At 43.1% G+C, this 25,819-nt stretch carries 28 protein-coding genes and 1 tRNA gene; 9 read left to right on the top strand and 20 right to left on the bottom strand.

Translation table 11 applies throughout. The features are described from left to right. The first annotated feature begins 122 nt into the window (after positions 1 to 122). From JMW85_RS00440 to JMW85_RS00430, 3 genes are all read left to right on the top strand, one after another. Positions 123 to 1,700 carry a YifB family Mg chelatase-like AAA ATPase gene (locus JMW85_RS00440; protein WP_201580597.1) on the top strand — a complete coding sequence of 526 codons (1,578 nt, stop codon included), beginning with the start codon at positions 123 to 125 and terminating at the stop codon, positions 1,698 to 1,700. Between the two features lie 74 nt (positions 1,701 to 1,774). Beyond that, positions 1,775 to 1,993, top strand: coding sequence for a hypothetical protein (locus JMW85_RS14355; protein WP_201580596.1), 219 nt, complete (start codon positions 1,775 to 1,777; stop codon positions 1,991 to 1,993). Positions 1,994 to 2,008: 15 nt separating this feature from the next. Then, complete coding sequence (locus JMW85_RS00430; protein WP_201580595.1) at positions 2,009 to 2,386, top strand: hypothetical protein; 378 nt, start codon at positions 2,009 to 2,011, stop codon at positions 2,384 to 2,386. Positions 2,387 to 2,444: 58 nt separating this feature from the next. Here JMW85_RS00430 and JMW85_RS00425 read toward each other — a convergent pair whose 3' ends face one another. Continuing rightward, positions 2,445 to 3,137, bottom strand: coding sequence for a phosphoglycolate phosphatase (locus JMW85_RS00425; RefSeq protein ID WP_201580594.1), 693 nt, complete (start codon positions 3,135 to 3,137; stop codon positions 2,445 to 2,447). A 165-nt stretch (positions 3,138 to 3,302) separates the two neighbouring features. Next, on the bottom strand, positions 3,303 to 3,803 hold the full coding sequence (locus JMW85_RS00420) for a DUF4385 domain-containing protein (RefSeq protein ID WP_201580593.1): 501 nt from the start codon (positions 3,801 to 3,803) through the stop codon (positions 3,303 to 3,305). A gap of 182 nt (positions 3,804 to 3,985) precedes the next feature. Here JMW85_RS00420 and JMW85_RS00415 point away from each other — a divergent pair, with 182 nt between their 5' ends. Further along, entirely contained in the window at positions 3,986 to 4,354 is a 369-nt protein-coding gene (locus JMW85_RS00415; protein WP_201580592.1) for a hypothetical protein, read from the top strand. A gap of 69 nt (positions 4,355 to 4,423) precedes the next feature. On the opposite strand, the gene JMW85_RS00410 is transcribed toward JMW85_RS00415, so the two are convergent. Beyond that, a tRNA-Phe gene (locus JMW85_RS00410) sits at positions 4,424 to 4,499 on the bottom strand. Between the two features lie 122 nt (positions 4,500 to 4,621). Beyond that, complete coding sequence (locus tag JMW85_RS00405) at positions 4,622 to 5,044, bottom strand: hypothetical protein (RefSeq protein ID WP_045453868.1); 423 nt, start codon at positions 5,042 to 5,044, stop codon at positions 4,622 to 4,624. A gap of 401 nt (positions 5,045 to 5,445) precedes the next feature. Between JMW85_RS00405 and hisB the strand changes: the two genes are divergently transcribed. From hisB to JMW85_RS00380, 5 genes are all read left to right on the top strand, one after another. After that, entirely contained in the window at positions 5,446 to 6,111 is a 666-nt protein-coding gene (gene hisB, locus JMW85_RS00400) for an imidazoleglycerol-phosphate dehydratase HisB (protein ID WP_227681625.1), read from the top strand. Positions 6,112 to 6,270: 159 nt separating this feature from the next. Next, entirely contained in the window at positions 6,271 to 6,906 is a 636-nt protein-coding gene (gene hisH / locus JMW85_RS00395; RefSeq protein WP_201580591.1) for an imidazole glycerol phosphate synthase subunit HisH, read from the top strand. A gap of 183 nt (positions 6,907 to 7,089) precedes the next feature. Next, complete coding sequence (locus JMW85_RS00390; protein ID WP_201580590.1) at positions 7,090 to 7,464, top strand: hypothetical protein; 375 nt, start codon at positions 7,090 to 7,092, stop codon at positions 7,462 to 7,464. Between the two features lie 98 nt (positions 7,465 to 7,562). Next, positions 7,563 to 8,198 (top strand): hypothetical protein, encoded by a 636-nt coding sequence (locus JMW85_RS00385; RefSeq protein ID WP_201580589.1) that lies wholly within the window; start codon positions 7,563 to 7,565, stop codon positions 8,196 to 8,198. Further along, a complete protein-coding gene (locus tag JMW85_RS00380) occupies positions 8,195 to 8,683 on the top strand; it encodes a hypothetical protein (RefSeq protein ID WP_201580588.1) in 489 nt (162 codons plus the stop codon). The genes JMW85_RS00385 and JMW85_RS00380 overlap by 4 nt, the downstream gene beginning before the upstream one ends. Positions 8,684 to 8,698: 15 nt before the next feature. Here the strand turns inward: JMW85_RS00380 and JMW85_RS00375 are convergent, their stop codons facing one another. From JMW85_RS00375 to JMW85_RS00300, 16 genes are all read right to left on the bottom strand, one after another. Then, positions 8,699 to 9,121 carry a hypothetical protein gene (locus tag JMW85_RS00375; RefSeq protein WP_201580587.1) on the bottom strand — a complete coding sequence of 141 codons (423 nt, stop codon included), beginning with the start codon at positions 9,119 to 9,121 and terminating at the stop codon, positions 8,699 to 8,701. 109 nt (positions 9,122 to 9,230) lie between these two features. Continuing rightward, positions 9,231 to 10,547, bottom strand: coding sequence for a valine--pyruvate transaminase (locus JMW85_RS00370; protein WP_201580586.1), 1,317 nt, complete (start codon positions 10,545 to 10,547; stop codon positions 9,231 to 9,233). 444 nt (positions 10,548 to 10,991) lie between these two features. After that, entirely contained in the window at positions 10,992 to 11,804 is an 813-nt protein-coding gene (locus JMW85_RS00365) for a hypothetical protein (protein WP_201580585.1), read from the bottom strand. After that, on the bottom strand, positions 11,801 to 12,319 hold the full coding sequence (locus tag JMW85_RS00360; RefSeq protein WP_201580584.1) for a Panacea domain-containing protein: 519 nt from the start codon (positions 12,317 to 12,319) through the stop codon (positions 11,801 to 11,803). Before JMW85_RS00360 ends, JMW85_RS00365 begins: the two co-directional genes overlap by 4 nt. Before the next feature lie 129 nt (positions 12,320 to 12,448). Beyond that, on the bottom strand, positions 12,449 to 15,094 hold the full coding sequence (locus tag JMW85_RS00355) for an ABC transporter permease (RefSeq protein ID WP_201580583.1): 2,646 nt from the start codon (positions 15,092 to 15,094) through the stop codon (positions 12,449 to 12,451). Between the two features lie 19 nt (positions 15,095 to 15,113). After that, positions 15,114 to 15,812 carry an ABC transporter ATP-binding protein gene (locus tag JMW85_RS00350; protein ID WP_201580582.1) on the bottom strand — a complete coding sequence of 233 codons (699 nt, stop codon included), beginning with the start codon at positions 15,810 to 15,812 and terminating at the stop codon, positions 15,114 to 15,116. Continuing rightward, a complete protein-coding gene (locus tag JMW85_RS00345; RefSeq protein ID WP_201580581.1) occupies positions 15,809 to 16,621 on the bottom strand; it encodes an arylesterase in 813 nt (270 codons plus the stop codon). The genes JMW85_RS00350 and JMW85_RS00345 overlap by 4 nt, the downstream gene beginning before the upstream one ends. Before the next feature lie 87 nt (positions 16,622 to 16,708). Then, positions 16,709 to 17,977: an MFS transporter gene (locus JMW85_RS00340; RefSeq protein ID WP_227681624.1), complete on the bottom strand. Its 1,269-nt coding sequence runs from the start codon at positions 17,975 to 17,977 to the stop codon at positions 16,709 to 16,711. Between the two features lie 432 nt (positions 17,978 to 18,409). Further along, positions 18,410 to 18,655, bottom strand: a complete 246-nt coding sequence (gene nqrM, locus JMW85_RS00335) for a (Na+)-NQR maturation NqrM (protein ID WP_201580579.1) — start codon at positions 18,653 to 18,655, stop codon at positions 18,410 to 18,412. 153 nt (positions 18,656 to 18,808) lie between these two features. Beyond that, complete coding sequence (locus tag JMW85_RS00330; protein ID WP_227681679.1) at positions 18,809 to 19,900, bottom strand: FAD:protein FMN transferase; 1,092 nt, start codon at positions 19,898 to 19,900, stop codon at positions 18,809 to 18,811. A gap of 181 nt (positions 19,901 to 20,081) precedes the next feature. After that, positions 20,082 to 20,882 (bottom strand): SDR family NAD(P)-dependent oxidoreductase, encoded by an 801-nt coding sequence (locus JMW85_RS00325; RefSeq protein WP_201580578.1) that lies wholly within the window; start codon positions 20,880 to 20,882, stop codon positions 20,082 to 20,084. Between the two features lie 172 nt (positions 20,883 to 21,054). Continuing rightward, positions 21,055 to 22,290, bottom strand: a complete 1,236-nt coding sequence (gene nqrF, locus JMW85_RS00320) for an NADH:ubiquinone reductase (Na(+)-transporting) subunit F (RefSeq protein ID WP_045447641.1) — start codon at positions 22,288 to 22,290, stop codon at positions 21,055 to 21,057. Positions 22,291 to 22,413: 123 nt separating this feature from the next. Next, positions 22,414 to 23,022, bottom strand: coding sequence for an NADH:ubiquinone reductase (Na(+)-transporting) subunit E (nqrE, locus tag JMW85_RS00315; RefSeq protein ID WP_011281361.1), 609 nt, complete (start codon positions 23,020 to 23,022; stop codon positions 22,414 to 22,416). Continuing rightward, positions 23,022 to 23,693, bottom strand: coding sequence for an NADH:ubiquinone reductase (Na(+)-transporting) subunit D (locus tag JMW85_RS00310; RefSeq protein ID WP_055125671.1), 672 nt, complete (start codon positions 23,691 to 23,693; stop codon positions 23,022 to 23,024). Before JMW85_RS00310 ends, nqrE begins: the two co-directional genes overlap by 1 nt. A 1-nt stretch (position 23,694) precedes the next feature. Further along, positions 23,695 to 24,600, bottom strand: coding sequence for a Na(+)-translocating NADH-quinone reductase subunit C (locus JMW85_RS00305; protein WP_045447646.1), 906 nt, complete (start codon positions 24,598 to 24,600; stop codon positions 23,695 to 23,697). Continuing rightward, positions 24,581 to 25,816: an NADH:ubiquinone reductase (Na(+)-transporting) subunit B gene (locus JMW85_RS00300; RefSeq protein WP_055125672.1), complete on the bottom strand. Its 1,236-nt coding sequence runs from the start codon at positions 25,814 to 25,816 to the stop codon at positions 24,581 to 24,583. Before JMW85_RS00300 ends, JMW85_RS00305 begins: the two co-directional genes overlap by 20 nt. Positions 25,817 to 25,819: the final 3 nt, after the last annotated feature.

Genomic DNA, 25,819 nt, shown 5'->3' with positions numbered 1-25,819 from the left:
TTTATCATATAACAACTGTTGACAACTATGCTAGTAAATAAAATGAGACAAGAAAACACGACATTTGCGCACTGATAAATAATACTCTATTATCAATTATTCCCTATATTAGGAAAATGCTGATGTCGTTTGCCCAAGTCTATACCCGTTCAGTCGTCGGACTGCATGCACCCAAGGTAATTATTGAAGTGCATCTGTCACAAGGGTTGCCAGCATTGACCATCGTCGGTTTGCCGGAGGCGGCGGTACGTGAGAGTAAAGACCGTGTACGCTCTGCGATTCTGAACTCTGGCTTTCAATTTCCTAATCGTCGTCTTACTATCAATTTAGCCCCCGCTGATTTGCCTAAAGATGGCGCGCGTCTTGATTTACCGATTGCCATCGGCATCTTGGCAGCCAGTGATCAGTTGGATCCAGAAGTATTATCAGGGTTTGAGTTTATCGGTGAGTTAGCGCTCAATGGGAATTTACGGCAAGTGACAGGCAGCTTAGCGGTGGCACGAGCGATCAAAGCTGAGGCGCTGGCATCCAAAGTATTGCAGGTGGCAAATATCACTGAACAGGAGCTGAGCGAACCGCAGCCAAAACCACAAACACCGCAGCTTATCGTACCGATTGATAATGGTGCTGAGGCTAGCCGTGTGGATGGCGTGATGATACTAGCCGCGCAAAGCTTAAAGACAGTTTGTGACCACTTACAGTCGTTAGCGAACCCAAGCGCAGCCTATGAATCTTTGGACGTTGTACAACCCAGTCCAGCACAGCAGCATGTTGGCTATCAAGTGGACTTGGCTGATGTCAAAGGACAGCATCATGCACGGCGCGCGCTAGAGATTGCCGCTGCTGGTGGTCATTCGCTGTTATTTACAGGGCCACCCGGCTCAGGCAAGACGTTAATGGCGTCACGGCTACCGACCATATTGCCGGATTTGAGTGCTGAGGATGCGTTAGAAGTTGCCAGTACTTATTCAGTGGCAGACAGCGATTACGATTATGGGACAAGACCATTTAGGCAAGTTCATCACACTATATCAGCCGTGGCTTTGGTGGGTGGTGGCTCACGACCTAAACCGGGTGAAATTACCCTTGCCAATAAAGGCGTATTATTCCTTGACGAATTGCCAGAGTTTGATCGGAGCGTGCTCGAGGTATTGCGTCAGCCATTAGAAGCCAAGCAAATCACTATTAGCCGTGCCAACTCGCAGATGACTTTTCCGGCAAATTTCCAATTGGTCGCTGCCATGAATCCATGCCCATGCGGCTATGATGGCGATACCTCAGGGCGTTGTCGCTGCCGACCTGAACAGATTAAACGTTACCAAGATAAACTATCAGGTCCACTGCTTGATCGCATTGATTTGCATATCACTGTACCTGCGCTGCCAATTGCTGACTTGCAAAATGCTCAAGCTGGCGAAACCTCCGAACAAGTGCGAGTTCGAGTCATTGCCGCACATAAAAATCAGATGCAGCGGCAACAAAAGGTCAATAATGAGCTTAGCCCTAGCGAGATTGATAAATATATCCAACTAGGAGAGGGTGAACAGCAACTATTACAGCTCGCTCAGCAGCGTCTGAATTTATCGGCACGCGGTTATCATCGCGTATTGCGAGTGGCACGTACCATTGCTGATTTGGCTGACAGTATCGATATTACAAGCGCTCATGTGTCTGAGGCGCTCAGTTATCGGAGCAAATAGTAGAATCTAATAAAATATATTGTAAAATAAGTCTTAAAAATAAAATTTATCAAATTACTAAGTAGGAAGTCCTAGTGAGAGAAAAAATATTTGTTGGAGTTACTTCTTTTGTCTTGATAGCTCTATTATTAGTAGCATACTTTAAAGGTGAGCCAGGGTTTTTAATAAATAATCTTGTTCCAGAGTTTATTGGTGTATGCATTGAGTTTATTATTATAGTGTTGGCCTTTAACTTATGGCAGAAGAAAGAAGAAAAAGATAATAATATAAAGGTGGAAAGGCGCTTACGTTAATTTTTAATATTTTTTTTGAAAAACAACTTTCAAGATTTCCCATTGTCTTGTCAGCCTGGCAGGTTTTATGGTAAGGATCATACTAATAATCAAAAATGTCTTAATGATTTGATAGCACATATTGAAAGTAATGGTCTAACAGAAGGTTTTAAATCAGGAGTCCAAACTTACTGTAATAATGAAAAGGAAATATTCAATAACCTGATACCTGTTGCATCTCAGATTACAAATAATCACTTTAAGTCTTGGGTTAGAATTGCTTATTTCATGAATTCGATTTCATTTGAAAGCAAGAGTAAAGGCATAGATCACGATGTTATTAAAATATTACAGCACATAAAAGAATTTGATAATGCATCTTTTCAAAGTAATTTATATGTTGGAGCTGTATAAAAAAATAGTCATAGGAGTCAAGTAATATGGCTATTTCTTATAGGTGATATTTTGTGGGTTAAGCTTTATCTTTCATAATCCAAGAAACCAAATCAGCAAAATCATCAAAGGCTTCGGTAGGATTTAGCTCACGGATATCTTGTCCATAATTATAACCATAAGACAGCCCGAAAGTATCCATATTAGCATTTTGTCCGGCTAAGATATCGTTTCTAGAATCGCCAATCATCACGGCGTGTTCTGGAGTGACGTTCAACGCTTTACAGACATGCAGTAGCGGTGCTGGATCAGGCTTTTTAGTTGAGAGACTATCACCGCCTAATACTTCACTGAATAAGTCCTGCCAACCAAAGGATTGCAATATTTTCGGTACAAAACGAATCGGTTTATTGGTCACTAACGCTAGGGTATAACCTGCGGTCTTTAGTTTTTTCAAACCACTGTCAACATCTGGATAAGCAACGGTTTTGCTACCACTGAGGTTTTTATAAGCATCGAAAAATACCTGCTCTGCGTGATTGGCTTCCTCGACCGTAAACTCGCCTTCTAACACGTCTACCTTACCTACTAGTGCGCGCTCTACCAGCAATCTTGAGCCGTTACCTATCCAGTTTCGTATGGTCTCGATAGGGTACGTCTCTTTGCCCAGAATGGCTAACATCGCATTAGTCGCATCAGCCAAATCTGGCACACTATCAATGAGCGTGCCATCAAAATCAAAAATCAAAAGTTGCTTAATATCTACAGTCATTATTATTTGCCCACGCTATCAATTTTATACTTTTTTGGAGTATTAGCTCCAAGCCCTCATTACCTTAGCACAGCAAATCATGAATTCAATTATTTAACAGTCTGTCATTATAGATATTTCTATCTTTTCAGGCTGAGGGTAATATTTTATTGATATGTTTTATGCTTATTCAACCTCTTTATAACGTTCGCGATGTTCCTTTTTCATTCTTAGATAATCTTCGTTCTCACGACACTCGTCCCATTTTTGTTTAAATATGCGCGCTGACTCTGCTTTGATTGGGTCTTCGATTTGTCGTGGCAACTCTTCGCGACCATGTGCGCCGCTCTGACCTTTTTTATCATCGGGCACTGGCCCTTTATATTTTTTGCCGCCTTTGTGATTGGCGTAACGACGGGCGCGGGTATAGCCCATTTGAATAAATTTGCGCGCCATATCTGCACCGACAAAGTCATCGGCCGCCAGATAATCTAAAAACATCTGATAAATTGTCTCGCTGCTCTCAAGCGCAATATCAGGGGTCGCAAAGCGCCAGTGTGGCAGGATTTCAGACTTATACGGCTCTACCAATAATACGCCTTGCTCGCCGCGACCGACCCGATACAGCTCTGGCTGCGCGCGCAAATCTAGGTTTTTATAATCCAAATCGTAATCGAACGCTCTCATCGCTTTTCCCTATTAGTATTCGTCATCTGTCATATTTATCATTATCAATACTATCGAGTATACTGAGCGCCGCTGTCTAAAAAACAGCACAAAAATGTTATGCAACCGTGACAGTAAGCGTTTAGCATGAGAAGCATAGCGAATAGAATCAATCATTGAGCAGGTCTGAGTAGGTTAAAGTTATGACAGTTAATAAAAACATCCTCAATAGAATCAGTCTAGCTGGCTCGACTTTTACGATGTCGTCAAAAAGTATATTTGTGATATCGGTGCTGCTGCTCATCAGCGTATTAAGCACCAATGCTGCCCATAGCGCATGGTTTGAGCGGTTGATTCCGCAAGGAGAAACTTATACGGTACGTGAGATAGATCGTGATTTGGCGTTCGTGATTGATGGTTTCATTTATGATGCGCGCACGTCTTGCTTTTTAGCAGTGGGCGATCGGGTGATATTTTTTGAAGGGCGTCATGGTATCGATTACCGCGCGACGGTTTATGATTTAGACTCGCGTGAACGTTGCGAGGTGTTATTAAGAAGGCGTTTGTCATAAGCTTTTATTTTAGACATAAAAAAAGCCCCGAACATTGCTGTTTGGGGCTTTTTAGAATTCTTAAACGAATGGTGGCTCGAGGCAGGTTCGAACTGCCGACACACGGATTTTCAATCCGTTGCTCTACCGACTGAGCTATCGAGCCGTCTTCGTTGAGGCGCTATTAAACTAAATATAGGCGTTGCTGTCAAGTAGTTTTTGCATAATAGAAGATAAAAGACGATAAATAATCAAATATTGGCAAAATTAACTGTTTCTGCTCTCGATTTAATCTTTAACACGCAGTAAATCATACTCGCTCATAATACGATGAATATCTGCATCGGCAGGGACAAACTCACGCACACCTTTTTTGACCTCGGCATCATAGACCAGTTTGATAAACTTAGCATCGATCGCGCGACCGCGATTTTGCTGATGCACCGTTAAATATTGCAAACGCTTGGCATCGGTTTGCCCATCATCAAAACAGCCAACAGCGGCGATAGGTTTATCATTAAACATACCGACGTATAGATACTGACCACGCTTAAAACCTTGCTCAACGATATTTAATACCTCGATACCATCAGGCTGCGCGTCATCGCTATCGTATAATGCCTGCAAGCGCTCTGATAGCTCATTGTCGCGAGCAGGTTTTTTGATAAGTGGTACATCCAAGCTATTAATGGCGATCGCTTCTAAAGGCATGGCAGTTCCTATAAACAGAGGGTTTCTATCGTATAAAGTAGCAGTATGACACAGCACAAAGTTATAACACGGCAAAAGTCATAGAAAGTAGGCTGTAGAATATGATATCTAAAAGTCAGTGCAAATCATGATTAATAATACTGAACACACTATTTTAGCAGAATGAGGTAATTTTGTGCGTGGTTTACCGCTTGGTCGTGGCAGTAAATGTTAGGGTTTGCTATGATGAGGCTAGATGATATTTAGTACGTACAAACCCTAATACCTTGATATCTTTTGTATATATCATTTTCTAATACATTTTTTACTAGCGCTGACCCAGACACTAGTAAAATATTTAGACATGTTTTGCCTTATTTATTGACCGCTTTTCACTGATAAAAAACTGATAGAGAGTAGCCATGACCGCCAATGCAATGACGACTGCTGATACACCTGAGCAAAATGTACCAAAAAACCTAAATTTACATGGTCGCCCTGAACGTATTGCGACCGTTGAGCGCATTACTGCTGAGACCCAAGTGACTTGTACCGTCAATCTTGATGGTACGGGTCAAGGGGTTGTAGATACTGGCGTACCATTTTTAGACCATATGATTGATCAAATCAAGCGTCACGGTTTGTTTGACTTAGAGATTAAATGCAACGGTGACACCTTTATCGATGACCATCATAGCGTTGAAGACACTGGTATTACCCTTGGACAAGCATTTAACAAAGCATTGGGCGACAAAAAAGGCATTCGTCGTTATGGGCATTTTTATGCGCCGCTTGATGAATCATTGACCCGCGCTGTCGTCGATCTATCAGGACGTCCGGGTTTACACATGGACATTCCATTTACCCGTTCGCATGTGGGTAATTTCGATGTTGACCTGTTTAGTGAATTCTTTTATGGTTTTGTGAACCATTCTTGGATGACGGTGCATTTAGACAATTTAAAAGGCAAAAATAGCCATCACCAAATCGAATCTACCTTTAAAGCGTTTGCTCGTGCGTTACGTATGGCATGTGAGTATGATGAGCGTGCGCTTAATACTCTGCCTTCGACTAAAGAGGCTTTCTAATGCGCATTTAAGGGTCTGCTACGGTGTCAGTCAAGCTTGGCGTACTAGTTGTACAGCCTGTGCTTGACTTCCTTGTAGCAAAACCTTATCTACACCTTAGTAATGGCCAACAGTATAAATAGTACAGTAGTCAAAATATTTAAAAATGAGAACCAATCGATGACTAAAGTAGCGCTACTAGATTATGGTATGGGTAATTTGCACTCTGCTAGCAAAGCACTATCGGTAGTTGGGGCAGACGTCTCTATTACCAATGATCCTAAGGTTGTCGCTGCGGCAGACAAGATTGTCTTCCCCGGTGTCGGTGCTATGCGTGACTGTATCGCTGGCATGCATGAAGCAGGGATTGATGACGTCATACGCCATGCGGTGTTTAATAAGCCTGTCATGGCTATTTGTGTGGGCATGCAGGCATTGTTTGAGCAGTCCGCTGAAAATGGTGGTACAGACTGTTTGGGTATCTTAAACGGCACTGTAGAAGCGTTTGACCCTACGTGGAAGGATCAGCAGGGCACTACCATCAAAGTACCGCATATGGGCTGGAACACCATTAGCGGTATGGATTTTGACCATCCGCTGTGGCATGGTATTCAAAACAACGCGCATTTTTACTTTGTGCATAGCTATTATTGCGAGCCTACTAACAGCTCACAAGTGGCAGCGATATGTGACTATGGTCAACCGTTTTGTGCCAGTGTCATCCAAGATAATTTATTTGCCACCCAGTTTCACCCAGAAAAAAGTCATACTGCTGGCTTGCAGTTGTTGAAAAATTTCGTCGAGTGGAATGTGTAAGTAGGCGATAAACGTGAAGTGAATATTTAATTTAGTAGAAGGTAGATTATCCATTATATAATCTGCCTTTTTTATGCTCAGCCATCACTTTGTAGCTGCCACTCTTTAACTATTATAGTTTAGCCATCATGGTTTAGTGATACTCTCAGTCGTTTTCTACTTGCTTATATTTGGAATACTCTAGTGGATTTTACCGCTTTTAAAATCAATGTTATTGAAGTATCTGGCCTTGCCAAAGACGCCTTACATATCTATGTCGGCGTCGGCATCTATCTTTTGTGTTTGCTTGTGCTGCGTCCTATCATTAAAAAGCAAAGCATCAGATCATTCATGGCTTTATTCGTCGTGACGGGCATTGCCTTATTGGGCGAGTATTTAGATAATCGAAATACGATTGAAGCGTCAGGCATGGTGGGCTTAAGCCACGAACAGCTGGTCGCCAGCCTCCGTGATTTGATCAATACCTGCCTGCTGCCTTACGTGCTCTATGCGCTGAATAAGTGGACGAAGATATTCAGTTCATTCAATCCGTCTACTAAACTGTTAAAGCAGCGCTAATATTCTGAAGTGATTTTATTTCAGATATCAAAAAAGTAAACTTAAGTAGGATTTTATGGTGTAAAATTTATAATATAAAATATATAGCAGACCATATTATGTCTTCATTTAAAATATCTACTTACATTTTTTCTTCTATCATTCTATCCCTAACGACGTTTAGCTATCATTCAGCAGTGGCAAGTCAAAACGTCATCATTGACCTAAACAAACCCATATCGGCAGCACTTTTGGCGCAGTATAATCGTGATGGTATCGAGATTGACTACGATGATACGACTGTATTGAAGCAAGTCTACGTGACGGCAAAAGATGGGGCAATCGCACGTCAGTTACCAAGCGGCGCTGCTCGAAAGGTGAAAAGCTATGCATTTGGTGAGAAATTAGAAGTCATTGAAGATAGAAAGGACTGGTATGCGGTGCAAGACAGAATTCGTAGAGAGTATGACGAGGACAATGATGGCATTGTAGAGACAGACGTTGTTAAATGGGAAAAGGTCTTTGTGAGAAAAGAGCAAACGGGTTCTACTATACCTGCCTCGCTAACGTCCAAAGATTTAAACATACTAGCGTATCTATCCGTCGGCGAAGATTACGAGTCTTTTGAAAATGGCAAAGTACTTAACGACTACCTGAAAATAGAGCTGATTGATAAGGCTTTTTTGAGAAAAAACGTCCACTTGCCGTTGATTTTTTATCAAAAGATGAAAGTATTAAAAAGAGAAATGGGGTGATATCTATTCCAACTGCTGGCAAGGTAGTAACGTTCACTGATAAGAATGTAGATAATGATGGGTATCAGATTTTTGAGTATGTAGGTCAGATTGCCCCGTTAAATCAGTATTTGGTCAGTGGAGGTTACTGGGAAAGCGGTGACTATAAGATGATTGATAAAAATTCGGGTGAGACGACGCAGACGTTTATAGATTATCCTCATATCTCGCCCAATAAAAAATATATCATCTCAGCCTATACCAACCCATATGAGCAATACACCGATCTAGAGCTGTATAGAATTAAGGGAACAGACATCATCCCGATTATGGGTGCAGGCTTTAGGCATTGGATGCCTATGGAGGAGCCAAGAGACATATTTTGGGCAAGAGACGGCTATTTATATTTAGCGGTTACTCATAGCGCCGCCTTCTGGAAAGAAAACGGCAACTTTAATGATCTTAATGATACTTTTCAATATATTAGGATAAAGGTAAATCTATAATTGTTAGGCTAAATACTAGCGAGTAGCATCGTAAATGCGCTCAAAGTTGTTTTCAGTAAACTCAAAACAGAAGTATCCACTATCCTCATCACGATAAGCAGAGATATCTCCCTCTATACAGAATTCGTTAGAATCTTTAGAAAAAATTAGTTTTTTATAATTAACTAAGTATCCAAAAGGATAAGCTATTTGAGTTTCTGGGTTTATAACAACTAAATAACCAAAGTTATCTTCCGGAAACATTAAAACTTTATCTTTATCAAAATTGACAGTCTTGTCAGTATTTTTATAGGATATTTGATTATATTCGTCGCAAAAATCTTCTACACCATAGTCATAGTTGCATTCCTCATTGCCATGAATCAAAACTTTATAGTTGGCGTCATCGGAATGTACAGAGCTACAACCAGACATTAGAAGTAAGACTATAGCTGACATAAGTCTCATTTAGTTATTCCTAAAATAATGTAATGGCTGTAACTGGTGTAATGACTTTCGAATACTTTTGCACTAGATCTAATTACAATTCTCAGCTCACTTGCAAAACCTACCGACCATCATACAACTCACGCACCACTTCACCAATCGCTGCAATACCATCAGTCAGCGTCTGCTCATCTGCCGCGATACTCATACGAATACACTCATGTGCATGCTGATAATCGCTGACATCGACACCAGGGAAGAAATACTGACTTGGTACAATGAGCGTGCCTTTTTCTTTTAAAATCTCGTACAGCTCAACCGTGGTAATCGGCAAGTCTTTAAACCATAACCATAAGAATATCGCCCCTTCAGGCTTATGAATCATCAACGGATAATCACCCAACGCTTTTTTTAACAGCTTCACGGCAAGGGTCGCCTGCTTTTGATAAAACGGCTTAATCTCATTATCGGCTAACTGCTTGATACGATCGTTTTCTACTAGTGGCGTGGCAATCGCTGCACCAAAGCGTGTCGGCGCTAGATTGACCACGGCATTCATCGCGCTGACCGCTTCGATTACTTTCGCATCAGCCACGATAATACCCGTACGCATACCGGGCAGGCCGATTTTAGACAGGCTAAAGCACAGAATCGTATTGTTATCCCACGTCAAATGCGCGTCTGAATAGATGATATTAGGGAAGGGCATACCGTAGGCATTATCGATGATAAGTGGTATGTCATAGCGTTTGGCAATCTCGGCCAAATGCGCCATTTCGTCATCAGTCAGCACGTTGCCAGTCGGGTTGGTCGGGCGTGAGCAGCAAATCGCACCGATACGGCCTTCTTTTAGCGCTGGCAAGTTCTCTAATGCCTCAAAATCGACACGGTATTTAAAGAAGCCTTCCGTGCCATCATGAGTGACTTCATCGATATGTGGCAATACGGCTGCGAAATGCTGACCTTCGACATGTACGTCGCTATAGCCGATATACTCAGGGGTCAATGGCAGTAGAATAGATTTGTCAATAGATTCGTTCTTCTCATCTTTGAACGCACCGCCAAATAGATTAAACAGGTAGAAAAACGCATTCTGTGAGCCATTGGTCAGGGCAATATTTTCTGAGGTGAGGTTCCAATCATAATGACGGTTAAAGAAGCCAACCAAGGCATCGATAAATGCCGAATCACCTTGCGGATTAGAATAATTCGCCATGCTGATGATCGCGCTACTATTGGCCTCTCCTGCATCATTGTCATTACCAAGCGCTTTATACGTCTCCAAAAACAACTCATTGACGGCATCAATTTTGGCGGGGTTACCACCGCCCAGCATGTTGACTGGCTGATCGCTTTTTAGCGCATCGCCCAAATCGTCCATCAATTGTGAGATGCCAGTAGGCTGGGTAAATTTTTGACCGAACTTTGAGAATTTCATAAGACTACCATGCTGTTTTGGAGGATTTGATAAGAAGGAATTTGATTGATAAAAGTTAGGCTAGTATAGCAAATGAGGAGCGAGAGGTGAGCAAACCGCATTGTTCAATTCTCCACTGATGTCAGTCAGCGCCAATGACATAAAAAACGCCCGCTACATAGATAGGGGGCGTTTTTTGATTAAGTGCCACAGATCATCAAGCTACCGCTTCAATCAGGGCTAAAACATGTTGTTTTGATAAGAGCTGACGGTATATTGACAATAGAAATATAACTACTCTATCAGAACGAAGGTATAATTTATTGCACAATAGAATGAAAAAATCAAACTAACAGCAATCATAATTTTCTATATTATTAGAATAAGTTATTAAATATAATATATGGGTATAATTTTTTATATTGAGAATATTAGTTGAATTTTAACTAAAAAATAAAATTTTTACTATGATATTTTAAAAAGGCCTAAAACAATTACTACTAAACAAGATATAACTATAGTCATAAATAACGAATTTAACGAAACCTCTCTACTTTTAGTTATCCAAACAATTAAATTAGCTAAAAAGTACAATAAAGCACTTAAACATAAAAAAATAACTGATATTAGAACAAAAAGTAAATGAATGCCTATTGAGTGGTTATTCATTACCAAACCAACTACATTGAGACCTCCAAATATTGTGGCAATAATCGCAGTAAAAACACCTAATATAGTTACATAATTGGCAAACATTGATCTATAGGTTTCTTCAGCTTTTTCAGCAGTATTTTTAGCACCATCTGCTGTTATTTTTGCCTCAGCTACTAATTCTTGAATGCTTGTAGCTAATGCATTAGTTTTTTCGACAGTTAAATTAATATAGTCTCTTTGAGCTTGAGCTAAAAAAGTATGCTCAATTAACTTATCGTTTATATGCATAAATCGTTTTACATACGTTTTTTTAGTATTATGATGTTTATCTGAACTTATACTATAATGATGCTCAATACAGTTTTCTATATTTTGACTGAAATTATAGATACTGTCGCTATATAGATTCCTGTCACTGTAAAATACAATATCTGTTATATCTTTGTAGGGTAAGGTAAATGCTTGATTAGATTTCAGTTCACTCTGAAAAGCAGATAATATAAGTTTAACAATCGTTTCTGCGTGACTATCTAAGTCTTCAGGCGCGGTCTCAGATACCAGCAAATAAGCGCTAACAATAGCTACAATAAATTGATTATTTCCAGAAGTAGCCTTAATGTTCATATATTAGCTAACTTTAATTCGTCTTTTGAATACGTAAGCTCTATACCATTTAAAATTTGAGATTCAAAATCTTTCCAAGACGATTCGTTATGAGTTCTTTCAACTAAATCAAAAGCTGTAAAATCTTGAAATTTCTTTAGTACTTCTAATACTATATTTTTGAATTCGTTATCATTATCTAAAATAACGCAGATTTCTTCGGGATCTACAAAATTGATAGTAAAATCGCCTTTACCACTATAGTTAGAATCGGACGATAAATAACTAACAGGTTCCTTTATCTTCGATTTACCAAAAAGCTTAAATTGATGATATACAGGCTTTATAACTGGTCCATATTGCCATTTATATATAGGATCTTCAAATAAAAGCTTATCTTTGTCTTTTAGGTATTTAGCAACAATATAATACATAACCTTCTGTAACTTAAGATGAGTTAAAAAATAATCTTCGCCTCTATGCCGCCAAATAATATAGTTAGCAATGTCGATAGGGTTTAATTTCAAAGACTTCATTTTAAACCTCCAAACTATTATAGATACATTTTTTCAAGATATTTGTCGCCCGACCTCATGATACCTTAATATATGATATATCGCATAGTTGAAAATTGTAAAAAATATCATGCCCGACTATAGATACAACTAAACCATCGCCCGTACCCGTGCCATAATCCCGCGTCCAATCACCAGTCTCACATAAATCACGGCAATCGCAAGCAATAAGCCGATTAATGCCGCACCGCCAATACCCAAGCTCATCCACGGCACACTAAATCTCAGATTAAACCACTGCGTGATGGCCGCCCACGCGCCCACGTTTGCGATAATGACCGCAAACACAGCCGCGCTAATACCCAGCACACTCAGCTCTAAGATATTGAGCATATATAAATCGCGCTTTTGCATACCGAGCAGTCTAAATGACGCGCTGTCTTTCATGCGATCTTGTGAGGTGGACAGTAGCGAGCTGATCAGCACCATGACCCCAGTGAGCAGAGCAAGCAAGGTAAACACATAGACCAAGCGGCTCATTTGCGCGACTAACCCTTGGACTTGCTCCGCGATAATCGTACCATCAATACTGGTCACCGCTGGGAATTCGCGTACCAGCTCACCTTGCAGATCAGGAATATCATCGGCAGAGACATGCGCCGTCGCAAACTGAATTTGCGGTGCGCTAGCCAGTATCTCAGGTTCAAATAAGAAGTAGAAAAATGGACTCGGGCCACGCTCATAGCGCGTTCGAATACTGGTAATCTGCCCGATGATTTCGATCCCTTGAATATTAAATCGTACCTGATCACCCATACCGACATTGAGCATACTGGCAGCGGTGTCTAAGATAGACAAAGGTTTGACTTGCTCATCTGTCGCATCGATAGGGGTGTATAGCGCGTCATCTGTGAGTGATTCAGTAATGTATTCGGTCTCCATGACCGTATCTGCGTAGCTCAAATTAAACACACGCGTAGGGTCATCAAACCCATCCTCAGGCTCGATATCTTTTGCTAGGACATCATTGGCCGTCTCCACACGGGCACGAATGACCGGATAATAGGTGACAGGTGCTTCAATGATCGCATCAATATCGTCATGTTGATCGCTCTGCACATCGAGTAAAAATAGATTGGGTGCATCTTCAGGATAGGCATTGATAAACTGCGCATTGATACTGTGATTGAGTGTGGTGATAAGCGTCAGCACCGCCACGGATAACGATAAAGTGACAAAGAACAAGGCCGATTGGTTGCCTTTACGCGCAAGGTTATGAATAGCGATACGCTGCATCCAGCTGACCTTGGTATTGCTCGCCAACTTGTTAAGCAGCCAGAGCCACCCACGCGCCAATAGCCAAAATATCGCCACAAAGCCAATCAAGCCGCCTAATAACTGTGCTCCTAATGACAGTGAGCCAACTTCATAAGCAAAGAAGGCATACAGCCCTGCCAGCACCAAGCCATACCATAGTAGCGGCACGCGTCGATACCAAGGTAAATTTTGTGTTTGCGTACTCGCACCTTGATTGAGTAGGGTAGCGGGTTTGGTGGTGTTAAGCGCGCTCAAACCACGCTGCGCAATTAGCAACGTCAGAGCTAAGGCAATCACAATAGTCTTAATTGCACTGATTGGATTGATGGCGAGACCAACATCGGCAGGCAAGATAGCCACCAGATACGGCTGACCAATTTTAAGCAAGCCCAGACTAAGGACAATTGCGGCGATACAAGCAATGACAGTTGTGACGATAAGCAATTGATAATAGCTACGTTTGAGTGAGCCAAGCGGCTCGCCTAACGCCAAACGAATCGCGTTGTTCGACTGCTGCTTGCTGACAAACGCACTAATGACGCCATACATGGCGACCGCAGAGAGTAGCAACACCGCGATGACCAGTAATTTTAAAAACATCAGGACATTGTCAGAGATACGCGAGACCGAAGTATCTGCAGATTCGGCGTCAGAGAGCTCGATATCAGGATAGTTGGTCAGTATGTCTGTGAGCTTATCGCGCTGCGTGGTTATCAGCTCTGGATCGCCTGCCATCTCGATACGATAATTTATTCGGCTACGTTGACCCAACAGATTGGTCGCTGCGAGTGAGTCTTGATGCATTAAGACACGCCCACCAAACCCAAAGGTGGTCAGCGGGCGATCAGGTTCTTTGGTCAGTACATCACTTATTGTGAACTGCGTATCGCCAATGGTAATGCGGTCGCCGACATTAGCCTGTAGACTACTGAGCACTTCTGGCGCGACGATGACACTGTCAGAGGTTAGCTGCTCCCACAGCGGCTGTCCTGAGGCAAGCTCCGCTGTACCGTATAAGGGATAAGATGGCGAGACCGCTTTAATGCTGGCAAGCAAGGTTTGCTCATCATTGACCAGCATGGCGCTAAACTGATAGTCATACACCGTCTGCGTATCGGGGATGGTTTCTACCTGCGTCAATACTTCACTTGGCCAGTCTTGCTTACTGTTTAAAATCAAATCGCCACCAACGAGCGCGCGCTGATTGTCATTGATATAGCGATCGACAGACTGCTGCACAGAGTCGAGGGTTAGGTAGGTTGCAAGTGATAGTGTCAATGTTAGCAGAAACAATACCGGATATACCCAGCGTTGCCACCAGCTACGGCTAAGTGCTTGCGCGCCCAGTGTTTGAAAACCTAGGGTACGGGTAAATAATTGATTGAGGATACCGCTAGGATAGCTGGACTCTTGACGCATACTGGTATCAGTCTTTTTTGTATCAGCTGGTGGTTTATTGTCTGTGGGCTTACGATTCATTAAGATACAATCCAGTTATTCATGTAGGTACAATTCGACCATCATGCATGGTAATCACGCGATCTGCCATCTCGGCAAGTGCAGGGTCATGAGTCACCACCACCAGTGCTGAACCAACCTGTTGACGTAAATCCAATAGCAGCTGCATGACTTGATCGGCATTTTGCTCATCCAAGTTACCGGTTGGTTCATCAGCAAAGACAATCTTTGGGTGTGATACCAATGCACGTGCCACCGCTGTACGCTGCTGCTCACCGCCCGATAGTTGATTGGGTAAGCTATGACGGCGATGACCCAAATCAACGGCATCAATAAGCTCGTCTACTCGTGCTGGGTTTGGTCGTCTGGCAATATCAAGTGGAAAGGCGATGTTCTCGGCGACTGTCAGCGTTGGAAGTAGATGGAATGACTGAAAGACAAAGCCCATATCATGCTGACGAATGACGGCTAGCGCATCTTCGTCAAGGCTACTAAGCATTTGACCTGCCAACTCAACCGTACCGCTATCTGGATAATCTAGCGCCGCCAGTAATCCTAACAAGGTGGATTTACCTGAGCCTGATTTGCCCATAATGACCACAAACTCGCCAGCGTTGATATGAATGTTTACATCTTTAATGATTGATAGGGTTTGCTCGCCGACTTGCACGGTTTTATTTAAGCCGATTGCGCGGAGTAGGACTTCATTATTAGCAGCATTCGTTTTCGTTAGGCTCATTGCGCAGTCTCAGTGGTAGGGATTTCTACAGGAGTAAGCGAGTTTTTCTGCATTGATAACAGCATTTTATTTAGCTCAGGCTCAAGCACAGGAACGATATTATTATCGACGATAATCGTATAACCTTCTTTGGTTGGATGAATGGCATCGGCTTGATTGAGCGCAGGGTCACCGCCCACACCATCCAAGAAGAAAGGAATCAGCGTCACGTTCATGTCTTTGGCAACGCGAGGATATATTGCGGCAAATGATTTTACATAATCAGAGCCAAGGTTGTCATAGATTTGCATGCCGCCCAAAATGACGATACTGCCATTATCCTGTAGACGTTTGACCGCGGTACGAATATTGGCTTCAACTGTCGCCACATCGATACCGCGTATGGCATCGTTAGCTCCAATGGTCAAAATCGTCACATCAGGCTTAGTTTGCAACACCCAGTCTAAGCGATTGACCAATCCCGTGCTGGTTTCACCACTCAATCCTGAATTGATAACTTTGGCATTGTCGTAACCCATTACTTGCAGACGATCTTCTAACTGAGCAGGATAGTTGTCATCTTTATCCACCCCAAGACCTTCTGTCAGGGAGTCGCCCAATGCCAAGATCGTTAATGGCGCTTGCTGTGCAGTAGATGTTACCGGTTGCTCAGATTTTGTCGTTTGAGGTTCGGCAGCTTGAGTACTGTTTTGCATGCCGTTATCGGTGCTAGGTTCAGATGGTTTTTGGCAACCACCGAGCGCCATTACGGCTGTTAAAATAGCCAATGTTGGTAAGTGTCGAGCGAAACGAATGGATAAATTCATCATGGTTATTCTGTCCTATAAGCAATCAAACCAGTGTAGCAAAATAAGACAGACACCAATATTATCCTAAGGTTACTGTAGTTTTTGATATTAAAGCTTTTTGCCATCGACCATCACTGGACGACTCACTACCCAAGCAATGACGACGTTGATAACCATCAAAATGAGCATAATGAATAGTGGTAAATCCCAGCTGCCAGTCGCTTCATGTAGCCAACCTGTCCCTAAGGGACCAAAAAAGGCAATCAAATAACCGACGAATTGCGCCATACCCGACAGCTCACTAGATTGGTTGGTCGTATAAGTACGTAAGGAGAACAGCATCATACTCAAGGTAAAAATAGCGGAGCAGCCAATGCCCATCAGACCTGACCACAACCACGCGAGGTCGGTAGATAAATAATTGATTCCTAAAATACCAATAACATTCAGCACCGCTGCAAACACCGCCAGCGCCTGAATAGGGCGGCCACGATTGATCAGCCACGTCAGGCTCAAAATAGAGACTGGCGCCATAAACTGAAACACTGAAGCCATTTGTCCTGCTTGCACTGCAGATAGCCCTTTGCTGACCCAAATAGAGGGTAAGAAACTGGCAACGGTATAAAATAATAGTGATTGCAGCCCCATAAATACCGCAATTTGCCAAGCAAAAGGCGTACGCCACATGGAGATGTCAGAAGATCCAGAGGTAGGTGGCACAATTGCTTGATGACTAGACGAACCCAGACGCAACCGCAAAAATATCCAAATAATGATCGCAAAAATGCCCAATAGCGACCACCCACCCAGTGCCCATTGCCAGCCCACTTGCTCAGATAATGGCAGTACAACTCCAGCGACGATACCTGCCGTCACCGTCATCGTTAGACTAAATAGCCCTGTTATGAGTGGAATATGCTGGGGCGTACGCTGTTTAATAACAGGGGCAGCTAAGGTATTCGCAAAACCGATAGCCAACGTCAACAATAAGGTACCAATCAAAAACCCAGACCAAGTGGGAATAACGGTACGAATCATCATACCAATCGTTAATAACGCAATCATCGCAATGAGCGTATTCTCAAGCCCAAAACGCTTACCAATGGCTGGCGCGATCAGTGCGCCCACCGCAAAAGTCAGCATGGGCACTGCTCCTAGCCAACCAATCTGCGTCTCAGAGATATTGAGGGCATCTTGTACAACGGGGGCAATAGAGCCGAGAGCAACAATAGGCGCACGCATATTGGTGGCGAGCAAAATCATGGCACATAAAATGAGCCAAAAAGTGAAGCGTGAGGAGGGCAGCTCAAACGGTGACGGCGTATCTGAATGAGACTGTAATGGCACATCAGGTGGCAAATCAGCAGAGGTAGACATAGCAGCACGACTATTATAATAAGAAAAAGGACACGTCATCAAACAGCGCCGAAGCATCGTCGCTTGTAAATAACACCAAAGAAAACGCACCTAGACGGTGATTAAAATCATCAATTAGAATCGTAAATTAGAACTAGAAATTATTTGCAGAATACAAGATATATGAGTAACCATTTTGAAAGCGCGCTTATCTTCAATCGCCTATCAACTGGATACGGTATTAGATTTATTTAGTCTACTATTATTAACAGGCCTTGCACGTGCCGTATTGATATCCAAAATATCTTGAAGCGATGCTAACTAGATACGTCGTGGCTGGCACAAATAAAAATAGCGCCAGTCCCTTGCAAAGGACTAGACGCTATTATAAGAACAGATGTTAGGTAAATACTACCAGCGTATGGTAACAAACGCGGTATTTATAAAATTTAGCTATATAGGTTTGCCTAGCTGAGCGGCTTTAAGGGCATTTTCTTGCTGTTCTGCCACGATTGAATCACACTTATTGGGATCATTTCCACAAAACGAGCAATTTTCATCACCCATTAGTTTAGCAACGCCGCCACAAGATCCTCTAAGCGGCTTCTTTTTAACCATATAACCGATACCCATAAAGATAAAGAACAGGACGAATACGGTAAAGGTAATGGCAAGCATGGGAAGCAATTGACTAAGCATAGAGGAAACCTCGATTTTTAAAAATAGTGTGGCTATCTACTAGGGTAATACCTTAATAGTATAGCAAAACCAGTATAGCAAATTTTTGTATGGCTCGTTGATGGTTATCGAGCCGTTTACAGTATTGCGACTAAGTTCTATTACGACTAAGTTCTAAGGCTGTTTGTCAGCGCGTAATGCTTGCATCGCTGGTGTTTGTACCACTTGCCACTGGTCAGTATTCTTATCAGAATCCGTCGCCTTTGCCTCATCAGCTAAAACAACAAACAAGGCAGCTATATCTTGTGCTTTGGCAGTTGCAAGTGCTTTTTTATAAGGCATCGCAGTGAGGGCGGTTGCCCACGCATCTGCCAATGCAACTGAGTCTGCTGCAACGGTTACCGATGGTGCGCCGCCCGCGATAGGCTTGCCAGTGGTTGGGTCAATCGTATGACTGTAGCGCTGACCGTCGAATATGACGGAATTACGATAGTTGCCAGAAGTTGCCAAATACATCTGATTATCGGTATTGATTGGTTGACGAATCGCTGATATTGTCTGACGCTCGCTGACCGTACTGTCCTCAATAGGCGCATCAATCGCAATTTGCCACGGCTGCTGTTGGTTATTGACCCCAGAGGTTGCAATTTCACCCCCTATCTCTACCATGTAGTTGCGAATTTGATAGTCATCTCTGAGCACATCGGCAATCACATCGACGCCATAACCTTTAGCAACTGCTGAGAAATCAAGCCCGACCCCGTCTTTAGTTTTATAAATGCTCTGCTCTTTTTGTATAATGCTCTCAAAATCTACCAAGGCTTTTGCTTGAGCAATCTCAAGTGCTGTCGGTGGACTTTGCAAGCGCTCAACGGTCATGGTGCTACCAAAGCCCCAAGTCTCTACCAATGGCATGACGGTAGGATCAAAGGCGCCACCAGATTGCTGATAGACGATTCGTGACACATCAAGTACGTGAGCAAAATCTGCATCGATAGTGAGAGGGATGTCTTTACCTAACTGGTTGAACTTAGAGATAGTAGAGTCTGCTTGATAGGTAGACATACTGTCATTGATTTGCTGCAAGCGCTTATCAATCGACGCTTGGATGGCCGCTTCATCTGCATCCGCAGGTAGCTGATAACTGATATGGTAGCTCGTTCCCATGGTCTCACCGCTGAGATAATCATAATCTGGCGTTTGCTGGCAAGCACTAAGACTGGCTATAGCACTGATAGCAATGACGGACAAGCAAGTGGTTTTCATCGATTTGTTAGACAATGAGAGTGGGGCTAATTTTTGCATTATTGGTGTTTTCATATTAATCACAATAGCTTTTATGGCAAAAGGGTGAGTGGCACGTTCTATTAGCATCGCCCATTTTACACCCCTTGTTACCCATAACGCCAATCATCGACTTAAGACCTAGTGGCTTAAACGACTAGATTTATTTTACTTTTGATTCACGGATGAGCTTATACAGCTTTGGCGGCGATAAACGATTGACTCTAGTGGCGAGTTTTTCTTTATTACCAGCAACGATAATATATTCTTCACCTTTAGTCAGCGCTTTGACGACTTGTTTGGCAAATGTAGTCGCCGTCAGTCCTTTATTGGTTGCCTCATCCATCGTTCCTTGTGCGCTACCATCACCGGTCAGGGCATTTATAGAGATATTGGTTTGAATGAATCCTGGGAATATCGTCGCCACCTCGATGCCTTGGTCATGCAATTCAGCGCGTAGACTGTTTGCCCACATATGGATAGCCGCTTTTGCAGCACCATAAGCGCCGCGATATTGGGTACCAAGTAAACCTGCCACGCTCGATACCATGACAACTTTGCCGCCGCCTTGCGCAATCATATCGGGCAATACCAATCTGGTCAGCCGCGTTTGCGCAAAGTAATCTATCTCCATGATTTGGCGTTCGACGTCTTCAGTGGTTTCCATGATAAGGGAGCGTTGACTGACGCCGGCATTATTAATCAGCCAATCCACTTTTCCAGTTTGGGCTTTGATTGTTTCATAGGCTTCTTTTGCTTGCTTAGCATCGACGATATCAAAGGAGACAACGATATGTTTTTTGCTGTTTTTACAGCGACTTTTAACCGCTTCTAATTTATCCTTATCACGGCCACTTAAAATAATGCTGGCACCGCGTTTGGCAAAGGCGATAGATAGTGCTTCACCAATACCGCTAGAAGCACCGGTTATCCAAATGGTTAAATCTTTAACTTTGGTTTTCATAAGAATCCTTTCTTGTGCGAATATGTTTTTCATCACATCATCTAATTTATTTAGCCCATAAAAAAAGAGCCTCCATTGAGACTCTTAATTTAGCATATATTATCTGGGTAATACTGTTTGCTTGATGAACAGGTTTTATCACCCAATTTAATCAAGCAGCTTAACCACCCACTTAACCACCAAAGTCATCAAGCATGATGTTTTCATCTTCCACGCCCAAGCTGTGTAGCATGTCGATGACCGCCGCATTCATCATCGGTGGCCCACACATGTAGTATTCACAGTCTTCTGGGTTTGGATGGTTTTTCAGATAGTTTTCAAGTAGTACATTATGGATAAAGCCGGTTGGACCTTCCCAATTGTCTTCTGGTAATGGATCAGACAAAGCCACATGCCACTCAAAGTTATCAAACTCTTCTGCTAGTTGATCATAATCTTCAACATAGAACATCTCGCGGATAGAGCGTGCACCATACCAAAAGCTGATTTTACGCTTAGTATGTAAGCGTTTAAGCTGATCGAAGATGTGCGAGCGCATCGGTGCCATACCAGCACCACCACCAACGAAAATCATTTCAGCGTCAGTCTCTTTGGCAAAGAATTCACCATAAGGACCTGAAACCGTCACTTTATCGCCAGGTACTAGGCTAAATACCCATGATGACATTTTGCCTGGTGGAATACCGTCAGGACCGCGTGGCGGTGGACTGGCGATACGAATATTAAACTTAATAAGGCCTTTTTCTTCAGGGTAGTTGGCCATCGAGTAAGCACGAATAACTGGCTCATCAACTTTTGAGACATAGTTGAAAATACCAAATTTTTCCCAGTCTTCGCGGTATTCTTCGTCAATGATAAAGTCTTTATAATGCACTTCATGCGGCGGTGCCTCTAACTGCACATAACCACCAGCACGGAAGTTTACTTCTTCGCCATCTGGAATTTTAAGGACCAGCTCTTTAATAAAGGTAGCAACGTTATCATTAGAGAGAACTTCACATTCCCACTTTTGTACATCAAAAAACTCAGGGTCAATCTCGATTTTCATGTCTTGCTTAACGGCTACCTGACAAGCCAAACGCATGTGATTGCGAATTTCGCCTTGAGTAAAATAGCCTTCTTCGGTGGGCAAGATAGAGCCGCCCCCTTCAATAACGCGGCAACGACACTGCGCACACGTACCACCGCCACCACAGGCTGAAGATAAGAAAATACCTTCGCTTGCAAGGGTTTGTAGTAATTTACCGCCTGCTGGGGTCACGACGTCATTATCGGGATTATCATTGATATGGATGGTAACATCGCCTGAACTGACCAGTCTTGAGCGCGCCGCCAAAATAATGGCAACGAGGCCCATGATGATCAAGGTAAACATAGCAACGCCACCAATCGCCGTAGCGTAATCCATGGTAGGTATCCTTAATCTATGGAGTAGGGGTGCGAAAAGACGTCATTGCGTGTTTCCTGAACCCCTACCGAATAAATGAATTAAATAGGTCAAATCGCTAAATAGGCTGTTAAGCTTAGCGGTCTAAATTGACATACCGCCGAAAGACATAAAGCCAAGTGACATCAGACCAACTGTGATAAAAGTAATACCAAGACCACGCAGCGGTGCTGGAATGTCTGAGTATTTTAACTTTTCACGGATACCGGCCAATGCGGTAATCGCCAATGCCCAACCGAAGCCTGCGCCCACACCATAAACGACTGATTCGCCGAAATTATAGTCACGCTCAACCATAAACAGTACACCACCTAAGATGGCACAGTTTACAGTGATAAGTGGCAAGAACACCCCAAGGGCGTTATACAGACTAGGGACGAACTTATCGAGGAACATCTCTAGAATCTGTACGGTCGCAGCAATCAAGCCGATATAACTGAGCAAGCCCAAAAAGCTTAAGTCGATATCAGGGAAACCTGCCCATGCCAGCGCACCATCTTTTAGAATGAACTGAAAGAGTAAGTTGTTTAGCGGTACGGTAATCGCCATCACGACGACCACAGCAACACCCAGACCAATAGCGGTTGAAACCTTCTTTGATACGGCCAAGAAAGTACACATACCTAAGAAATAGGCCAGCGCCATATTCTCAATAAAGACTGAGGTTATAAATAAACTAACATAATGTCCCATTAGTGACCGCCTCCATGTGCCATGCCTTTAGACTGCGGCTTCATTACAAATTCAGCGTCTTCAACCTGCTCAGGTTTCCAGATACGGATAATGGCAATGAACAAACCAATAATAAAGAATGCTGACGGTGGCAACAGTAATAGACCGTTCGGAATATACCAACCGCCATCAGTGACAGGCTGTAGGATGGTGATACCAAACCACGTACCTGAGCCAAGTAGCTCACGGATAGTCGCGACAAACAGCAAAACCGCAGAATAGCCAAGACCATTACCAATACCATCTAAAAAGCTTGGCACTGGTGGATTGCTCATGGCAAATGCTTCGGCACGACCCATCACGATACAGTTGGTGATAATCAAACCAACGAAGACCGACAAGCCTTTACTCACATCATAAGCAACGGCTTTTAGCACCTGATCCACTAAGATAACCAAGGAAGCAATAATAGTCATCTGTACGATAATACGAATGCTTGAAGGGATTTGCTTACGAATGATCGAGATAAAGAAGCTTGAAAACGCCGTGACTAAGGTCAACGCCACACACATTACCATGGCATTAGCCATGCTTGTGGTGACCGCCAGTGCCGAACAGATACCAAGAATCTGTAGGGCAATGGGGTTATTATCAAAAATAGGCGAGGTTAAAATACTTTTAGTGTCAGCCATGTTATGCCTCCTTGCCGTTTGCTACTGGTCGCTTGGCTGCCAGTTCGGTTTCAGGTTGAGCGCTCAGCGTTGATTGCGCAGCTTTTGTATCTGCCGCATTATCAATTGCTTGACCACTCTCTTTACGTAGCGTATCTAAATAAGGCTTATAACCTTGCTCACCCAACCAAAACTGAATCATGTTACTGACACCGCGACCGGTCAAGGTTGCACCACTGATACCATCGACCCAGTTCTCTTTTGGTGTACCCGCTTTGGTCACACCAGTGGCAACATTACCGTTTTCGTCATATGAGTGGATACCGCTCCACTTCGCACGCCACTCTGGCTCTTCGATACGAGCACCTAGACCTGGGGTTTCTTTATGCTCATAAAAGCTGATACCTTTTATGGTATTCATATCGCTTTCAAGGGTTAAGAAACCATAGATAGTGCCCCATAGTCCATAGCCTTGAATCGGCAAAACAACCATTTCAGGTTTGCCTGCATCATCTTTTTTAACATAGACTTTGGCATATTTAGGCTTGCGACCAATACCAGCAGGGTCATTGTTGCCTAAATCTTCACTCAGTGCTTTATTCTTAGTCGCTTGGCTTGCGTCATAAGCATTACGATCAGGGATGCCAGCGGCTTTTAGCGCTTCATCATCAACGTAGCTGCCTTTACTTAAGTCAATAATTTCGACATCGAAATCTTTAAAACGTTCAGCAACATCATCTGCTGTATCAGACTCGGCATCGTACATGCCAGCGGCAACCAAGATGTTTTTGTTACGGTCTAAGCGTGCGTTTTCAATTTGAGCAGGTTTTAGACCAACCGCTACTGCTGAAACTAAGACGGAACACACCAAGCATAGCGTCAATGCCACACTGATGGTTTTCGCATTATTACTTTTGGGCTTGGACATAACGAACCCTCCGAGCTGTTTGGCGTTTGATGTTTGCTTGGGTCACAAAGTAATCAAACAATGGAGCAAATAAGTTGGCGAATAAAATGGCCAGCATGATGCCTTCTGGGAAAGCTGGGTTCACGACGCGAATCAATACCGTCATAAAACCAATCAAGATACCATAAGCCCAGCGGCCTTTATTGGTATGCGCAGCTGATACAGGATCGGTTGCCATAAATACGGCACCAAAGGCGAAGCCACCGATAACTAAGTGCCAATAAAACGGCAGGTTCATCATCATATTGTCTTCAGAACCAATCATATTAAAGACAAGAGAAGTAGCAATCAGACCTACCACACAACCTGCCATAATACGCCATGAAGCAATACGCGTCCAAAGTAGAACGACGGCACCCATTAGGATAGCCAGTGTTGATACTTCACCGATACTGCCTTGCATATTACCTAAGAACGCATCACCCCAAGTGATGGCATTACCGTAGACGTCGACGAAGTCTTGAGGGACTACGCCTAACGCGGCAAGACCAAGTGGCGTCGCACCAGAGAAACCATCGACCGCTGTCCATACTGAGTCACCAGACATATAAGCAGGGTAAGCAAAGTATAAGAATGCGCGACCCGATAGGGCAGGGTTCAGGAAGTTTTTACCCGTACCACCGAACACTTCTTTTGCGACTACGACACCAAAGATAATACCGAGGGCAACTTGCCATAACGGGATATCTGGTGGTAAACAAAGCGCAAACAGCACTGAGGTCACAAAGAAACCTTCGTTGACTTCATGGCCGCGTACCACAGCAAAGATAATCTCACAGAGAATACCGACCGCAAAAGTGACGATATAAATCGGTAAAAATTGCATCGCCCCGTAAACAAAGCTTGCCCAGATACTGTCTGGGTTATAGCCTGCCATACTGGTGATAACGGTACGCCAGCCTTCAGGCTGTAAACCAAGGGTTGCAATCGCCGTTAGTGCTTGATGACCGATGTTGTACATACCCCAAAACATGGCTGGGAAAGTACATAACCATACGGTAATCATAATACGCTTTAGGTCAATACCGTCGCGTACGTGTGATGCTGAGTATGTGGTTGAGCTTGGTTGACGCAAAAACGTATCAAACATCTCAAAGATAGCATAGTATTTTTCGTGTTTGCCACCTTTGGTGAAAGACGGCTCCATACGATCGAACATATTGTGTAAAAATTTCATCGT

The sequence above is a fragment of the Psychrobacter glacincola genome, assembly GCF_904846075.1.
In the GTDB taxonomy this organism is placed as follows: Bacteria; Pseudomonadota; Gammaproteobacteria; order Pseudomonadales; family Moraxellaceae; genus Psychrobacter; species Psychrobacter glacincola_C.
This window is presented reverse-complemented; position numbering and strand designations above follow the sequence as displayed.